Genomic DNA, 14,395 nt, shown 5'->3' on the forward strand with positions numbered 1-14,395 from the left:
GCAATCCGTCGTCGCCTACATCTTGGCGACTTCGGCTTCCTCTTGCGCCTGCAGTTCGGGAAGCATCTTTTCGGCGACCGCGCGCAGCCATTCGACATATTCCGGCTGGTTCTTGTCGACGGCGAGGCCGATCTCGTTGACCGCCTCGGTGCTGTCCTGGCAGCTGTTCTCGCGCGGCAGGGCCTCGAGGCCCTTAACCTTGCGCGCCAGAGCGACATAGGGGATGCGGTTGATCGGCGCGACGTCGGCGCGGCCGGCCATGATCTCCTCCACCGGGGCGGCCGTGCCGGCGCTGGTCACGCCGCGCAGGGTGGCCTTCGGGAAGCGCTCCTTCACCCAGTTCTCTTCACCGCCGCCGGTGAAATAGGCGATGGTGACGTCGGGATTGTCGAAGTCGTCGACCGACTTGGCGTTGGCGACCTTCGGGTTGGACGCCTTGCCGAAGACGCAGAGCGAGGTGCGCGAATAGGTGACGAAGTCGACGACTTCCATGCGCTTCTTCGTCATCGACAGCGGCGAGATCGTCATGTCGACCTGATTGGCCGCCAGGACCGGCACCTTGGTCTCGTGGGAGACGGCCACGGGAACGAGCGTCACGCCCAGTTTTTCCGCATAGGCGACCGCAAGGGTCCATGCCGGGCCACGCCAGGGCTCGCCCGCGCCGGTCGTGTCTTCCACGAGCCACGGCGGGTTGGCCAGCACGCCGACGCGCAACTGGCCTGCCGACTTGATCGCATCGATGCGCGCGCTCGCGCCGGCGGCAGGAACCTCCTGCGCAAAGGCCGCGGATGCCGAGAACGCCAGGCCGGCGGCGATACCGGCGGCCATGCAAAGCTTGCTGAACTGTACCATATTCCTCTCCCTATGCGGCCTGTCGGATCCTCCCCAGGCGTCAGATGTTTTCTAGTATACAAGATAAAATGCAAAGGCAAGCCGCGCGGAAAAGATTCCATCGCGGTCATCGGTCCGCCCCTGCCTGCCGCAGCATGCTGCCGTTACAAGGCGGCTGACCAGGTCGATGCCGTTGACGAAGCGGCCGCCTGTTCCGCTGCCTGTGACCTCATCGTGGGTGCAGCGCATCTTGCGGATGCAAGCAAGCTCATCAGTTTGAGAAACCGCGTGCGTTCCGCCAGTTCTCCGCCCCGCGCCCATCGGCAGCGCCGTTTGTTCAGCTATCGACGCCCGCCGCCCTTGCCCGTCAACTTTTACGCGATATCTTGAACCTGGCCTGCTGAAAGGCAGGAGGCGCAGCAGTGGCATCCCGGAATCGAATACACCTGATCTGACGACGCGCAGGAGAGGGAATCCAATGGGCAGTCGCGACGACATCGAGGCGCTCGGCAAGCGCATGGGCCGGTCGATCATCGGCCAGGAGGCCATGATCGAACGCCTGCTGCTCGGGCTTCTGGCCAATGGCCATCTGCTCGTCGAGGGCTTGCCGGGGCTGGCCAAGACGCGGGCGATCAAGAGCCTGGCGAAGAACCTCGACGCGACCCTCTCGCGCATCCAGTTCACCCCGGACCTGCTGCCGTCCGACATTACCGGGTCCGAGGTCTATTTCAGCGAGGCGGGCAAGGGCGCGTTCCAGTTCCAGCAAGGCCCCGTCTTCGCAAACCTCATTCTGGCCGACGAGATCAACCGCGCGCCGGCAAAGGTGCAATCCGCGCTTCTGGAAGCCATGGAGGAACGGCAAGTGACGGTCGGCGGCAAGAGCCATGGGTTGCCGGAACTCTTTCTCGTCATGGCGACGCAGAACCCGATCGAGCAGGAGGGTACCTATCCGCTGCCGGAAGCTCAGCTCGACCGCTTCCTGATGCACATCCGCGTCGACTATCCGGATGCCAAGTCGGAAGCGGCCATCATGGAACTGGTGCGTTCGGAGGAAAAGGAAGCCCACGGCAAGGCCGGGGACGATCCCGAGAAACTGGCCGCGGACGTCGTGCTCGCATCACGCCGCGAAATCTCCGACATCACCGTTTCCAAGGCGGTGGAGGACTATATCGTCGCTCTCGTTATGGCGACGCGCTATCCCGACAAGATCGATGCCGATCTTGCGAAATGGATCCAGGTCGGCGTCAGCCCGCGCGGCGTGATCGGGCTGGACAAGGTTTCGCGCTCCTATGCATGGCTGCACGGACGCGACTACGTGACCCCGGACGATGTCCAGGCCATTGTCCACGACGTCTTCCGCCACAGGCTCGTGCTCTCCTACGAGGCTCATGCCGGCGGGATCGTCGCAGACCAGGCGGTCGATCGCATCGTCGAGAAGGTCGCGACAGCCTGACCAGGAGGAACTTGCATTGGCATTTTCCCTGCCCGCCTTCGGAAGAACGAAAGGCATCGCGCGGCCGGCCGCCCATGGCACCGACGGCGTCTATGTCTCCGTCGACGATCTTGCGGCCCTGGAGCCGGTCGCCTGCGACCTGACGTTCCTGCGAAAGGCGCCGGTTCGCAGGCTCCTCGCCGGTCGTCACGAATCGCGCATGCGCGGTCGCGGCCTGAGCTTCGAGGAACTGCGCACCTACCAGCCCGGCGACGATATCCGCACGATCGACTGGCGCGTCACCGCCCGCACCGGGCAGCCGTTCGTGCGCGTCTACGACGAGGAGAAGGACCGTCCGGCGCTCGTCGTCGTCGACCAGCGGGTCAACATGTTCTTTGGCAGCAGGCGCTCGATGAAATCGGTCGCGGCCGCCGAAGCCGCAGCGCTTTGCGCCTGGCGCGTCATGGCGCTCGGCGACCGCGTCGGCGGCGTCGTATTCGACGACGCGCAACAGGAAGCCGTGCGGCCGCATCGCAGCCGCGAGGCTGTCATCCGCTTTGCCGAGGCGATCTCGGTCAGGAACAAGGCGCTCAACGCCACCTCGGAGGCGAAACGGACGCCGGAACAGCTCGATGCCGTTCTGACAAGAATTGCCGCCGTCGCCCGGCACGATCACCTGATCATCGTCGTCAGCGATTTCGACGGCCACGGGCCCGCGACACGCGACCTTCTGCTGAAGATGTCGGTGGCCAACGATGTGATTGCCATCCTCGTCTACGATCCGTTTCTGCTGGAACTGCCCCGCACCGGCGAGATGGTGGTCAGCGGCGGGGCGCTGCAGGCCGAATTGCAGTTCGGCCGCAGCAACGTGCGCGATGCCGTGGACAGCTTCGCCCGCAACCGGGGCCGCGAACTGCTTTCCTGGCAGAAGGAAATGGGCCTGCCGATGTTGCCGCTCTCGGCGGCCGAAGAGGTCGCGCCGCAATTGCGCACGCTGCTCGGCCAGCTTGCCTGGCGGCAGAGGAGGCGCTGAATGGAGTCCGGTGTCGCAAGCCCGCCGACCGATCCCATGCTGGCTGCGACCTTGCGGCAAATGGCCGACATTGCGCTCCCGCCCTCAGTCTCGATGATGCCGGCGACCTGGGGCTGGGCGGCGCTGGCCGCCGCCCTCGCACTCACGCTTGCCTTTATCCTCTGGCGCTGGTTGCGGCACCGTGCACAGAATCGCTATCGGCGCGAGGCGCTGGCGGAGCTTGCCCTGCTGGAGACAGGGATCAACCGGCCGGACGGCCGTAAGCAGGCCCTGGCGAGCCTGCCGTCACTTGTGAAGCGGACGGCGCTCGCAGCCTGGCCACGCGAGACCGTCGCCGCGCTGAGCGGTCCCGACTGGTCGGACTTTCTCAAGGCCCATGCCGGCAAGGCCAGGATCGAAGACGACGCCTATCGCTTCTTTGCCGAAACCGAGTACCGCCTGCCCGCGGCATCCCTTGCGGACGAGGCGGCTGCGAAACGAACGCTTTCCGCGGCGCGCCAATGGATCGAGGGGCACGATGTACACCCTTGACCATCCCTGGCTCCTGCTGCTGTTGCCGCTTCCGCTCCTCGTCTGGTGGCTGCTGCCGCCCTACCGCGAGCAGACGCCGGCCGTGCGTATTCCGTTCTTCGAGGACATCACGAAGGCGGCCGGCATCGGCGCGACCGAGGGCGCCGTCGTCCCCCGCGCCAACCTGTTGCAGAAGATCATCGGGCCGATCTGCTGGCTGCTGGTGCTTTTGGCGCTGGCGCGACCGCAATATGTCGAGCCACCGCTCGAAAAGACCGAACCCCAGCGCGACCTGATGCTGGCGCTCGACCTGTCGCAGTCGATGGACACCCGCGACTTCCGCACGCCGCAGGGCAACCTCGAAATGCGGGTCGATGCGGTGAAATCGGTCGTCGCCGACTTCATCGACCGCCGGCCGGGCGATCGCCTCGGCCTGATCGCCTTCGGCGATGCGCCCTACCCGCTCGTCCCCTTCACCATGGACCACGGGACAATGCGGACCATGCTCAAGGACACGCTGCCGGGCATGGCCGGACCGCGAACGGCGATGGGCGATGCGATCGGCCTGTCGATCAAGCTGTTCCAGGAGAGCCCGGCGCCCGACAAGATCCTGATCGTGCTCACCGACGGCAACGACACGGCGAGCACGATGCCGCCGGACAAGGCAGCCGGGATCGCAAGGGACAACCACATCCGCATCCACACCATCGGCATCGGCGACCCGAATGCACAAGGCGAGGAGAAGCTCGACGCAGCCATGCTGGAGACGATCGCCACCACCACGGGCGGCCGCTACTTCTTCGGCCAGGACCAGGCCGCACTGGCAAAGATCTATGCGCTGCTCGACGAGATCACGCCGGCAAACCAGAAAACGCTGAGCTGGCGGCCGCGCATCGAGCTGTTCCACTATCCGCTCGGCGCGGCCGTGTTGCTGGTGCTCGCCTATCATGTCGTGATGTGGCTGGTCTCCATCCATGCGTCCGGCAGGCGCGACAGGGAGGCGGGGGCATGATCTCCGAATTCCACTTCCTGCGCCCGTGGTGGCTGCTGGCGATCGCAGCCGCCTTGCTTCTCGTCTGGCTGCTCGACCGGCAGTCGGACATGCGGGCACGCTGGCAGAACCTGATCGCGCCGAACCTGCTCGACCACCTCCTGATCGAACGCGGGCGGGCGGGCGGGCTCCGCCCGGTCCACCTCATTGCCGGGCTGATCGCGCTTTCCGGGATCGCCGCTGCCGGCCCGACCTGGGAACGGGAGCGCCCCCCCTTCGTCGAGGACACGGCACCGCTCGCGATCGCGATCGACCTCGGCCCGACGATGAATGCGACGGATATCACCCCGACCCGCCTCGAGCGGGCCAAGCTCAAGGTGCAGGACATCATGGCCCGGCGCAAGGGCGCACGCACCGCGCTGTTCGCCTATGCCGGCTCGGCCCATATGGTGCTGCCGCTCACCGACGACGCCGCGCTCGTCGCCACCTATCTCGCAGCCCTTTCGCCGGCGCTGATGCCGGTGCCGGGCAAAGACACGGCCAAGGCGCTGGAGACGGTCGAGACAGCACTTGCCGACGAGACGGCACCGGGAACGATCCTCTTTCTGACGGACGGTGTCGAGCGCGGCGCCTTTGCCGCCTTCTCGGACTACAAGGGCCGCAACGACCTGATGGTGCTCGGCATCGGCACGCCGGAAGGCGGATCGGTCAGGACCGGGTCCGGCGAATACCTGACCGACAGCACCGGTGCACGCGTGCAGGCGAGGCTCGACGTCGACGGCCTGATGGCGCTGCAGTCCTCCTCATCGGCGCAGGTCGCGACCGTCACGCTCGACGACGGCGATGTCGACTGGATCGTCCGGCGCATCCAGACGTCATTCACGCAGAAATCCGAAGAGGGGCTGACGCGCTGGCGCGATTTCGGCTGGTACCTGACCCTTCCGATCGCGATCCTCTGCGCGCTGACCTTCCGCCGGGGAAGCAAGATCCACTGGCTGGGTGCCGCAGTGCTCGCGGTCGTTGTCGGCGGTCCGATCCGTGCCGAGGCGGCCGATCTCGGCAATCCGTGGCGCACACCAGATCAGCAGGGCCAGCGTGCCTTCACACAGGGCGATTTTACGGCGGCGGCCGAGCACTTCTCCGATCCTGCCTGGCGCGGCGCCGCGCTCTATCGAGCGGGCCGCTACCAGGATGCGATCGACGCCTTTGCCCGGTCCACCACGGCCGAGAGCTACTATAATCAGGCGAACGCCCTGATGCATCTCGACAAGCCGGAGGAGGCCATCACCGCCTATCAGCAGGCTCTGAAGCAGAAACCCGACTGGGCCGAGGCGAAGGCGAACCTCGAACTGGCACAGCGGCGGAAGAAGGAGAACGACCAGAAGGAACAGGAGCAACAACAGGAGCAGGCCGGCATCGATCCCGACCAGATCCAGTTCGACGACAAGGGCAAGCGCGGCCAGGAAGGTCAGGTACCTGCCGGCACGCAGACCGCGGACATGTGGATGCGCAACATCCAGGTGTCGCCGGCCGACCTGTTGGCGCGGAAGTTCGCCATCGAAGCGCGGGGGCATCAATGATGATCCGGCGCGCCATCCGATCGTTGTTCCCGTCCGTCGCCCTCCTGTGGTCCGTGGCTTTCGCGCAAGGAGCCGACCCGCTGGCCCGGACGGCGCTGCAATCGAAGGGGACACTCTATGTCGGTCAGCAGATCCTCGTCGACGTCGATGTCCTCGTGCCGAACTATTTCCTGCAGCCGCCGCAATTCCCGCCCATCGATCTCTCCGGCGCGATCGTCACCCTGCAGGACGGGCCGGCGCTGAACCTCAACGAGACGATCGACGGCACCGCCTATTCCGGCATTCGTCGCACCTATGTCGTCACCCCGCAGCAGGCGGGAGATTTTGCCCTTCCGCCTGCCGAGATCACCTTCGGCTATGCGGCGGTGCCGGGGCAGACGACGCAGGGCAAGGTATCGTTGCCACCGCTGACATTTGCCGTGCAGGCTGCCCCGGGGGCGGCGGCGGCGGGCAGCAGCGGGGTCGTGGCTGCAAAGGTCGAGGTGACGCAAGTGTTCGACCGCGACCCGACGACCCTGAAGGCCGGCGACACGCTGGTGCGCACGATCACGGTGCGGGCGGAGGGGATGCGGGCGATGATGATTCCCGAACCCGATCTTTCCGCCCCAGAAGGAGTGCGGCTCTACCGAAAGGATCCGGCCCTCTCCGACGAAACGGACCGCACCGGCCAGCCGGTTGCCGGCGTGCGCAGGGACGAGGCCAGCTATCTGTTCGCGGATGCGGGTACTTTCGTGCTGCCAGCCGTGACGGTCATCTGGTTCGATCCCGCGACGGCAAAATCCCAGTCCGCGACTGCGTCCACCACCACCGTCACCGTGGCCGCGGCTCCATCGCCGCCATCGACTGCGATCGCTCCGCCGGGCGAACGGCAGGCCGCACCGTTCGACTGGTTCCGGGCAGCAGGGATGGCAGCGCTGGCAATACTGGCCGGCCTTGTCATCGCTCTCCTCGCCTTGGCCCTGTCGCGGCTGCAGGCGTGGTGCGGCAGGCGGCAATCGCAGTATCGCCAGTCGGAGGCGGCGCATTTCCGGCGGGTGGAGGACGCTTGCCGGGACGGAGACGCGGCGGAGATCGCGCGCGAACTCGACGCCTGGTCGCGCACGGCAGGCATCGCGCCCCTGCAGTCCTGGCTCGAGCGATACGCCGATGCAGCGACGCAGGAGGCCTATTGCCGCCATCAGAGGACTCTTTATGGATCGGCCGGAACGGATGACAAGAGCCTGCCGCGCATGTTTCCGTCCGGGTTGCGGGCGGCACGGAAGCTCTGGCTGGACAAGGAAGGCCACCAAGGCGCAACGCCAGTGGGGTCCGCCCTGCCTCCGCTCAATCCCGCGATGGCAGGAGCGGATATCGGCTGACCGCGAGAAGCGGCCGAAGATGGCGGGCCTTGCCCGCCATCTCATCGATCGGCCAAAAGCGTGTCGCGATCCTTCGGATTCGCTCTGCACGCTTAGGTCTTTGTCTACACGCATGTCGATGTCGCAAAACCGCTGCACGGTTCTACGCGACATGCTTTAACGCGGCGCCAGGCGCTCCAGTTCGTTCAGCCGCTGCATCGCCGCCTGCTGCTGCAGCCAGCCGTAGTTGATGCCGCTGGCGTTGAGCGTGCTGCCGGTCTGGTACGGGTACTGGTTGAAGTCGGCGAAGAACTCTTTCATCTTTGCCTGGACCGGCACCAGCAGCCACATGTTCCGCGCGATGAAATCCATCGCGTTGCCGCCTTCCTTGGCGCCCCTTTCATAAGGGTCCATGCGCAGGTTGGTGATATTGGCCCAGCTCGGCACCTCACGCGTGGCCGTGGCGATATTGCCTTCGCTGTTGACGGCAAAGCTCAGCTTCCAGTCGTTCCAGCGGATGGCGTTCAGGTTGCCGCCCTGGTCGAAGTAGTACATGGCGTCGCGCGGCGGCGTCTCGGCGGTGCCCTTGAGGAGCTCCGTCAGGTCGTAGCCGTCGAGGTGAACCTTGAAGCTCTTGTCGCCTGACTGGAAGCCCTGCGTCATCTGCTGCTTGAGGTCGGGAATGCCGGCGGCCGTGGCAAAGGTCGGCATCCAGTCCATCAGCGTGACGATCTCGTTGATCTGCGTGCCGGGCTTCACCACGCCCGGCCAGCGCACCATCATCGGGATGCGCATGCCGCCTTCCCAGGTCGTGCCCTTCTCGCCGTGGAACATGGTCATCGCCCCATCCGGCCACAGCGCGATTTCCGCGCCGTTGTCGGTCGTGTAGAGCACGATCGTGTTCTCGGTGATGCCGAGGTCGTCGAGCTGCTGCAGCAACTGGCCGACATGGCCGTCGTGCTCGGCCATTCCGTCGGCATGGATACCCTTGCCGGTCTTGCCAAGCGAATCCGGCTTCAGATGGGTGAAGACGTGCATGCGGGTGGAGTTGAACCAGACGAAGAACGGCTTGTCCGCCTTGGCCTGCCGGTCGATGAAGTCCTTGGCGGCAGCGAGGAACTCCTCGTCGACCGTCTCCATGCGCTTGGTGTTCAGCGCCCCGGTATCCTCGATCTTGCCGTCGGCGCTCGACTTGATGACGCCACGCGGCCCGAATTCCTTCCGGAACTCCGGATCCTTCGGGTAGAAATAGCCTTCCGGCTCCTCCTCGGCGTTGAGATGGTAGAGGTTGCCGAAGAATTCGTCGAAACCGTGCTTGGTCGGCAGGTGCTCGTCGCGATCGCCGAGATGGTTCTTGCCGAACTGGCCGGTCGCATAGCCCTTGGTCTTCATCACGTCGGCGATCGTCGGCATCCAGTCCTGGATGCCGTGCGGATCGCCGGGCATGCCGATCGTCAGCAGACCGGTGCGGAACGGCTCCTGCCCGAGGATGAAGGAGGCGCGCCCGGCCGTGCAGCTCTGCTGGCCGTAGCTGTCGGTGAAGATCGCCCCTTCGGCCGCGATGCGGTCGATGTTGGGCGTGCGATAGCCCATCAGCCCCATGGTATAGGCGCTGATCTGCGGAATCCCGATGTCGTCTCCGAAGATGACGAGGATATTCGGCGGCTTGCCGGAAGGTGCTGCGGTCTGCTCCTGCGTCTGCGTCTGGGCCTGCGCCCTGTCGGCCGAAGCTGCAGATCCCACAATCCCGGCAGCCGCCAGCACCGTCCCCCCCAGGAGCAGGCTGCGTCGATCCACGCTTATCGGCAATGTGTCGGTGTCGATTTTGGTGTCGGAGACGTCGTTTCGAAAGATACTCATCGTCTGCTCCTGCATGGCAATTGCAATTGTCGGATGCATGTAGATGAAGTTCGTCGGACTTCGGAACGCGCCGGCCGCCATTTGGGCCCCGGTCAAGTCCGCCGGGGCATTCTGGCGGTCACGACGGCAACGTCAAGTAGAAGCTTGAAATTTAATCTTGGGCTAGGAGGGCTACGGAAAGCGGCCGCCCGTTGCCGCCAATTCCTACACCGGCATCGCCCTCGCATTCGGCGGCGTGCGTGAGCATGGTTTCATTTCCTCGGCCCCACGCAGGCGAGCAGGCCAGCGGCGGAGAAACCTGCGGGTTACCGGGTCGCGCGTATCCGTTTCATGGCAACGTCCCGGAAGATCGCGACGGCAGGTTGACAATCTTTAACTCGCTGAACATGTTAGCAATCTTTTTGCGGGAGGTAATTATGAGCATTTCGATCACTCGTCGCGCCTTTTCCATCGGGGCCGCCGTCGCGGGATTTGCGGCAGCCGGGCTCACATCGGCGCGTGCGCAGCAGGCATTCTTTCGCATCGGAACGGGCGGCACCTCGGGAACCTACTATCCCGTCGGCGGCCTGATCGCCAACGCGATCTCGGCAACGGGGCCGGCAGGCGTCGAAGGCCTCGTCTCCACGGCAGTGTCCTCGAACGGCTCGGTTGCCAATATCAGTGCCATCCAGTCGGGCGCTTCCGAATCCGGCTTCACGCAGTCGGACGTCGCCTACTGGGCCCATTCGGGAACGGGCCTCTACGAGGGCAAGCCCAAGGTCGAGGATCTGCGGCTGATCGCAACGCTCTATCCCGAGACCATTCATCTCGTCGCCCGCGCCGATGCAGGCATCAAGTCGGTTGCAGACCTGAAGGGCAAGCGTGTCTCCCTCGACGAACCCGGCTCCGGCACGATCGTCGATGCGCGGCTCGTGCTCGGAGCCTACGGGCTGACGGAAGAGGATATCGAACCGGAATATCTGAAGCCCGGCCCGTCAGGCGAGCGCCTGCAGGACGGCGCGCTCGACGCCTATTTCTTCGTCGGCGGCTATCCGACCGGCGCCATCGTGGAGCTTGCCAGCACCAACAACATCACGCTCGTGCCGATTTCCGGCCCGGAAGCCGACAAGCTACTGTCCGAGCAGAAGTTCTTTTCCACCGACACGGTCCCGGACGGCACCTACAAGAATGTCGGCGAGACCAAGACCATCTCCGTCGCCGCCCAGTGGGTGACCAGCGCCAAGCAGTCCGACGATCTCGTCTACAACATCGTCAAGTCGCTCTACAGCGACGAGACCCAGAAATCGCTGCAGGCCGGCCACGCCAAGGGCAAGCTCATCACGCTCGAAAATGCGGTTACCAGCGCCGGCATCCCGTTCCATCCGGGCGCGGAGAAGTTCTACAAGGAAGTCGGCGCCCTGAAATAGCCCCCTGAAACAGGCTGACAACGATGGGGCGGAAGGCTGGTCTTCCGCCCCCTTTTGTCTGAAGGGTCAAGAAAGGAACCGGGCATGAGCGACGGCGACAGCGACAAGATCAAACTTTCCGGCATGGAATTCGACGAGGAGAAGGCCCGGGAGCTGGAGGAGAAGTTCGACTCCGAGATCCGCTTCCGGCCGCTGACGCCTGCTGCCGGCTGGCTGGTCGGTTTCCTGCTGGTCGCCCTGTCGCTGTTTCACTACTACACCGCCGGCTTCGGTCTCTTGCAGGAGATGATGCACCGGGGCATCCACCTGTCGATGGTGCTGGGACTGGTCTTTCTCGTCTTTCCCCTGGTGAAGACGGGCTATGACGCGCCCGCGCGGTCCAGCCTGCTGCGCCCGCTCGGCATATCCGTCTTCGACTGGCTGCTGGCGATCGCCGCTGTCGTGGCCGTCATGCATGTGCCGTTGATCCCGCTGGACGACCTTGCCTTCCGCGTCGGCAATCCGACGCGGCTGGACGTGATCCTCGGCCTGGTCCTGATCGTGCTCCTGCTCGAGGCGACGCGACGCTCCGTCGGCATTCCGCTTCCCATCATCGCCGTGATCTTCATGGCCTATGCCCTGTTCGGCCCCTACATGCCGAGCATCCTCGTCCATCCCGGCGCGTCCGTCTCCCAGCTCGTGGACCATCTCTACCTGACGACGCAGGGCATCTACGGCATCGCCCTCGGCGTCGTCGCCACCTACGTCTTCCACTTCGTCCTGTTCGGCGTGTTCGCCACCCGCATCGGCCTCGGCCAGCTCTTCCTCGATTGCGCGGCATGGGTCGCCGGCCGCTATGCGGGCGGCCCGGCCAAGGTGTCGATCTTCGGTTCGGCGCTGTTCGGCATGATCTCCGGCTCGTCGGTCGCCAACACTGTCACGGTCGGTTCCCTGACCATCCCGGCGATGATCCGGCTCGGCTACAAGAAGCATTTCGCCGCGGCGGTGGAGGCGGCCTCCTCCACGGGCGGACAGGTGACGCCGCCGATCATGGGCGCTGCCGCCTTCCTGATGATCGAGTTCCTGGAACTGCCCTATACGACCATCATCCTGGCGGCCATCGTGCCGGCCTTCATGCATTTCTTCGGCGTGTTCATGCAGGTGCATTTCGAGGCCAAGCGCACCGGCCTCAGGGGCCTGCGGTCGGATGAGATGCCGGACGTGGTCGAGGCGCTGAAGCGGGACTGGCCGACGATCATTCCGCTCGTCGTTCTCATCGCCGTCCTGCTCTCGGGCTATACGCCTTATCTCGCCGCCTTCTGGGGCATCACCATGTGCGTCGTCGTGGGCCTGCTCAATCCGCGGCGGCGCATGTCGGTCGCCGAGATCGTGGTCTGCCTGCGCGACGGGGCAAAATATGCGCTTGCCGTGGGCGCGGCCGCCGCCACCGTCGGCATCGTCGTCGGCATCGTGACGCTGACGGGCGTCGGCTTCAAGCTGTCCTATATCGTCACCTCGACGGCGGGGCACCTTTCGGCGCTGTTCAGCACCTTCGTTCCCGAGATGATTTTCTCGACCCAGGGCCTGACGCTGCTGTTCACCCTGCTGATGACCGGCGTGGTGTGCATCCTCATGGGCTGCGGCATTCCGACGACCGCCAACTACATCATCATGGTGACCATCGCGGCGCCGGCGCTGGTCATGCTCGGGGTCGAGCCGATCGTCGCCCACTTCTTCGTCTTCTACTATGGGCTTTTGGCGGACATCACGCCGCCGGTGGCGCTCGCCGCCTATGCCGCGGCGGGCATGGCCGGCTCGGACCCGTTCAAGACCGGCAATACGGCCTTCCGGCTTGGTCTCGGCAAGGCGCTGGTGCCCTTCGTCTTCGTCTTCTCCCCGTCCCTGCTTCTGGTGACGAAGGACTTCAACTGGCCGGACTTCTTCGTGGCGTTCCTCGGCTGCATCATAGGCATCACCTGCCTTGGCGCCGCACTGTCGCGCTACCTGCTGGTGCGCACGCGCCCGTGGGAGAACGTGCTGCTGCTGCTGGCAGCACTGCTGCTCGTCGCGCCCGAACTCTATTCGTCGCTGCTCGGCCTTGCCCTCATCGTCCCCGTCCTGCTGCGTCATTGGCAGGCGCGGCATTCCGACGAAGCGCAACCCGCCTGAGCCACAGGGTCGCCAGCGAAGCCAGCGTCGGCGATGGCGACCGTGTACCAGATGGCAAGGACGAGCGGGCTGTCGTCCGGACAATGCCAGGCATAGATTGCCGCGACGATGGCCCCGGCAATAGGTATGGCAACCTGCGTCAGGCTACTTTGCCAGCAGGGGTATGTTCTCGCGGAAGATGATCTCCATGCTCAACGGAGGGCATGCAAGGCCGCTCGCGTTCATCGGCGGAGAAACCGAAAACTGTTCGAGTGCCCGGGCAATCAGTTGATCCGGGTCGGAGTTGATGACGGCGTCCATCGTCCCCTCGATCAGGAAGCGGCGCGTGTCGGCGGTCAATCCGTGTCCGATGAAGACAACGCCGTCGCCCTTGCCGCGTTCACGCAGGGCACGGGCAATCCCGTCCGAGGATCCGCCGACATTGTAGATGCCGACGAGGTCGGGATTCTGATCGATCAGCGACAAGGTGTGCCGATAGTTCTCGTTGCGGTCGTCATGGCCTTCGCGCATCCCCACCACGCGCAAGCGGGGATAGGTCTCTTCCAGAAGGCCGAGAAAGCCGAGTTCGCGTTCGGAGTGGGTGCGATATGTGCGGCTGCCGGCGACAAGCGCCACGCTGCCCTCGCGCGAGCCGCAGAAACGGCCAAGCAGATAGGCCGCCGTGCGGCCGGCCGCATGATTGTCCAGCCCGACATAGGCCTCGCGGGCCGGATGGATCATGTCCGAGACGATGGTGACCAGGCGGGTTCCCGCCGCGCTCACCTCCTCGGCCGCCTCGCGCACCAGCGGGTGGTCGATCGCCATGAAGGCGATGCCGTCGGCCCATTTGGAATGGAGGCGAAGCGCCGCCGCGATCGCCGCGGCATTGAAGCTCTCGATGAAGAAGCAGCGCACCGGGCTGGCGTCGCGGCGGCCGGTCTCCGCCACGCCCCGGACTTTCTCCCCCAGGAGCTTGAGATAGGGATTGCCGCCCATCGGCAGCAGGAAGGCGATCTGGGCGGGGCGCGGCGCGGACAGCAGGTCCCGCTGCTCTTCCCTGAGATAGCCGAGTTTCACCGCCGCGGTCAGAACACGTTCCACCGTGCGGGCCGTCACACCCTTGCGGCGGTTCATGACGCGGTCGACTGTCGCCAGCGAAACCCGCGCGGCGGCCGCGACATCATTCAGGGACGGATTTCCCGGCTTATCCAGATTCACCTCAAATAACCTCAATTTTTGCTGTTTGACCTGAGGCTTTCCGTTTCTTACCGTAATGTCAAGAGGAGCG

12 protein-coding genes are annotated in these 14,395 nt (G+C 65.1%); 8 read left to right on the top strand and 4 right to left on the bottom strand.

All coding sequences use genetic code 11. The annotated features are described in order from the left end of the window. Positions 1-15: 15 nt before the first annotated feature. Entirely contained in the window at positions 16-852 is an 837-nt protein-coding gene (locus tag OCK02_RS08360) for a substrate-binding periplasmic protein (protein ID WP_263812630.1), read from the bottom strand. Between the two features lie 457 nt (positions 853-1,309). Here OCK02_RS08360 and OCK02_RS08365 point away from each other — a divergent pair, with 457 nt between their 5' ends. Genes OCK02_RS08365 through OCK02_RS08390 form a run of 6 tightly spaced genes read left to right on the top strand, consistent with a single transcriptional unit; the run spans position 1,310 to position 7,735 of the window. Further along, positions 1,310-2,284 carry an AAA family ATPase gene (locus OCK02_RS08365; protein WP_263812631.1) on the top strand — a complete coding sequence of 325 codons (975 nt, stop codon included), beginning with the start codon at positions 1,310-1,312 and terminating at the stop codon, positions 2,282-2,284. Between the two features lie 16 nt (positions 2,285-2,300). Next, positions 2,301-3,296 carry a DUF58 domain-containing protein gene (locus OCK02_RS08370; RefSeq protein ID WP_263812632.1) on the top strand — a complete coding sequence of 332 codons (996 nt, stop codon included), beginning with the start codon at positions 2,301-2,303 and terminating at the stop codon, positions 3,294-3,296. Then, complete coding sequence (locus OCK02_RS08375) at positions 3,297-3,827, top strand: DUF4381 domain-containing protein (RefSeq protein WP_263812633.1); 531 nt, start codon at positions 3,297-3,299, stop codon at positions 3,825-3,827. It abuts the gene before it with no gap. Continuing rightward, complete coding sequence (locus OCK02_RS08380) at positions 3,814-4,818, top strand: vWA domain-containing protein (RefSeq protein ID WP_263812634.1); 1,005 nt, start codon at positions 3,814-3,816, stop codon at positions 4,816-4,818. The genes OCK02_RS08375 and OCK02_RS08380 overlap by 14 nt, the downstream gene beginning before the upstream one ends. Continuing rightward, positions 4,815-6,377, top strand: a complete 1,563-nt coding sequence (locus OCK02_RS08385) for a VWA domain-containing protein (RefSeq protein ID WP_263812635.1) — start codon at positions 4,815-4,817, stop codon at positions 6,375-6,377. The genes OCK02_RS08380 and OCK02_RS08385 overlap by 4 nt, the downstream gene beginning before the upstream one ends. Then, positions 6,374-7,735 (top strand): BatD family protein, encoded by a 1,362-nt coding sequence (locus OCK02_RS08390; RefSeq protein ID WP_263812636.1) that lies wholly within the window; start codon positions 6,374-6,376, stop codon positions 7,733-7,735. The genes OCK02_RS08385 and OCK02_RS08390 overlap by 4 nt, the downstream gene beginning before the upstream one ends. 156 nt (positions 7,736-7,891) lie before the next feature. Here the strand turns inward: OCK02_RS08390 and OCK02_RS08395 are convergent, their stop codons facing one another. After that, positions 7,892-9,574: an arylsulfatase gene (locus OCK02_RS08395; protein WP_263812637.1), complete on the bottom strand. Its 1,683-nt coding sequence runs from the start codon at positions 9,572-9,574 to the stop codon at positions 7,892-7,894. 416 nt (positions 9,575-9,990) lie between these two features. Here OCK02_RS08395 and OCK02_RS08400 point away from each other — a divergent pair, with 416 nt between their 5' ends. Together OCK02_RS08400 and OCK02_RS08405 are read left to right on the top strand one after the other, a co-directional pair. Beyond that, complete coding sequence (locus tag OCK02_RS08400; protein ID WP_263812638.1) at positions 9,991-10,980, top strand: TAXI family TRAP transporter solute-binding subunit; 990 nt, start codon at positions 9,991-9,993, stop codon at positions 10,978-10,980. An 84-nt stretch (positions 10,981-11,064) separates the two neighbouring features. After that, the gene (locus OCK02_RS08405; protein ID WP_263812639.1) at positions 11,065-13,128 is read left to right on the top strand and encodes a TRAP transporter permease; all 2,064 of its coding nucleotides are present in this window, start codon (positions 11,065-11,067) and stop codon (positions 13,126-13,128) included. On the opposite strand, the gene OCK02_RS08410 is transcribed toward OCK02_RS08405, so the two are convergent. Continuing rightward, positions 13,086-13,271 carry an NrsF family protein gene (locus tag OCK02_RS08410; RefSeq protein ID WP_412178786.1) on the bottom strand — a complete coding sequence of 62 codons (186 nt, stop codon included), beginning with the start codon at positions 13,269-13,271 and terminating at the stop codon, positions 13,086-13,088. The two genes, OCK02_RS08405 and OCK02_RS08410, sit on opposite strands and share 43 nt — an antisense overlap. A gap of 1 nt (position 13,272) precedes the next feature. Beyond that, entirely contained in the window at positions 13,273-14,325 is a 1,053-nt protein-coding gene (locus OCK02_RS08415) for a LacI family DNA-binding transcriptional regulator (protein ID WP_263812640.1), read from the bottom strand. Positions 14,326-14,395 lie beyond the last annotated feature (70 nt).

Origin of the sequence: Rhizobium sp. TRM96647 (assembly GCF_025780115.1) — a bacterium.
Lineage (GTDB): Bacteria > Pseudomonadota > Alphaproteobacteria > Rhizobiales > Rhizobiaceae > Mycoplana.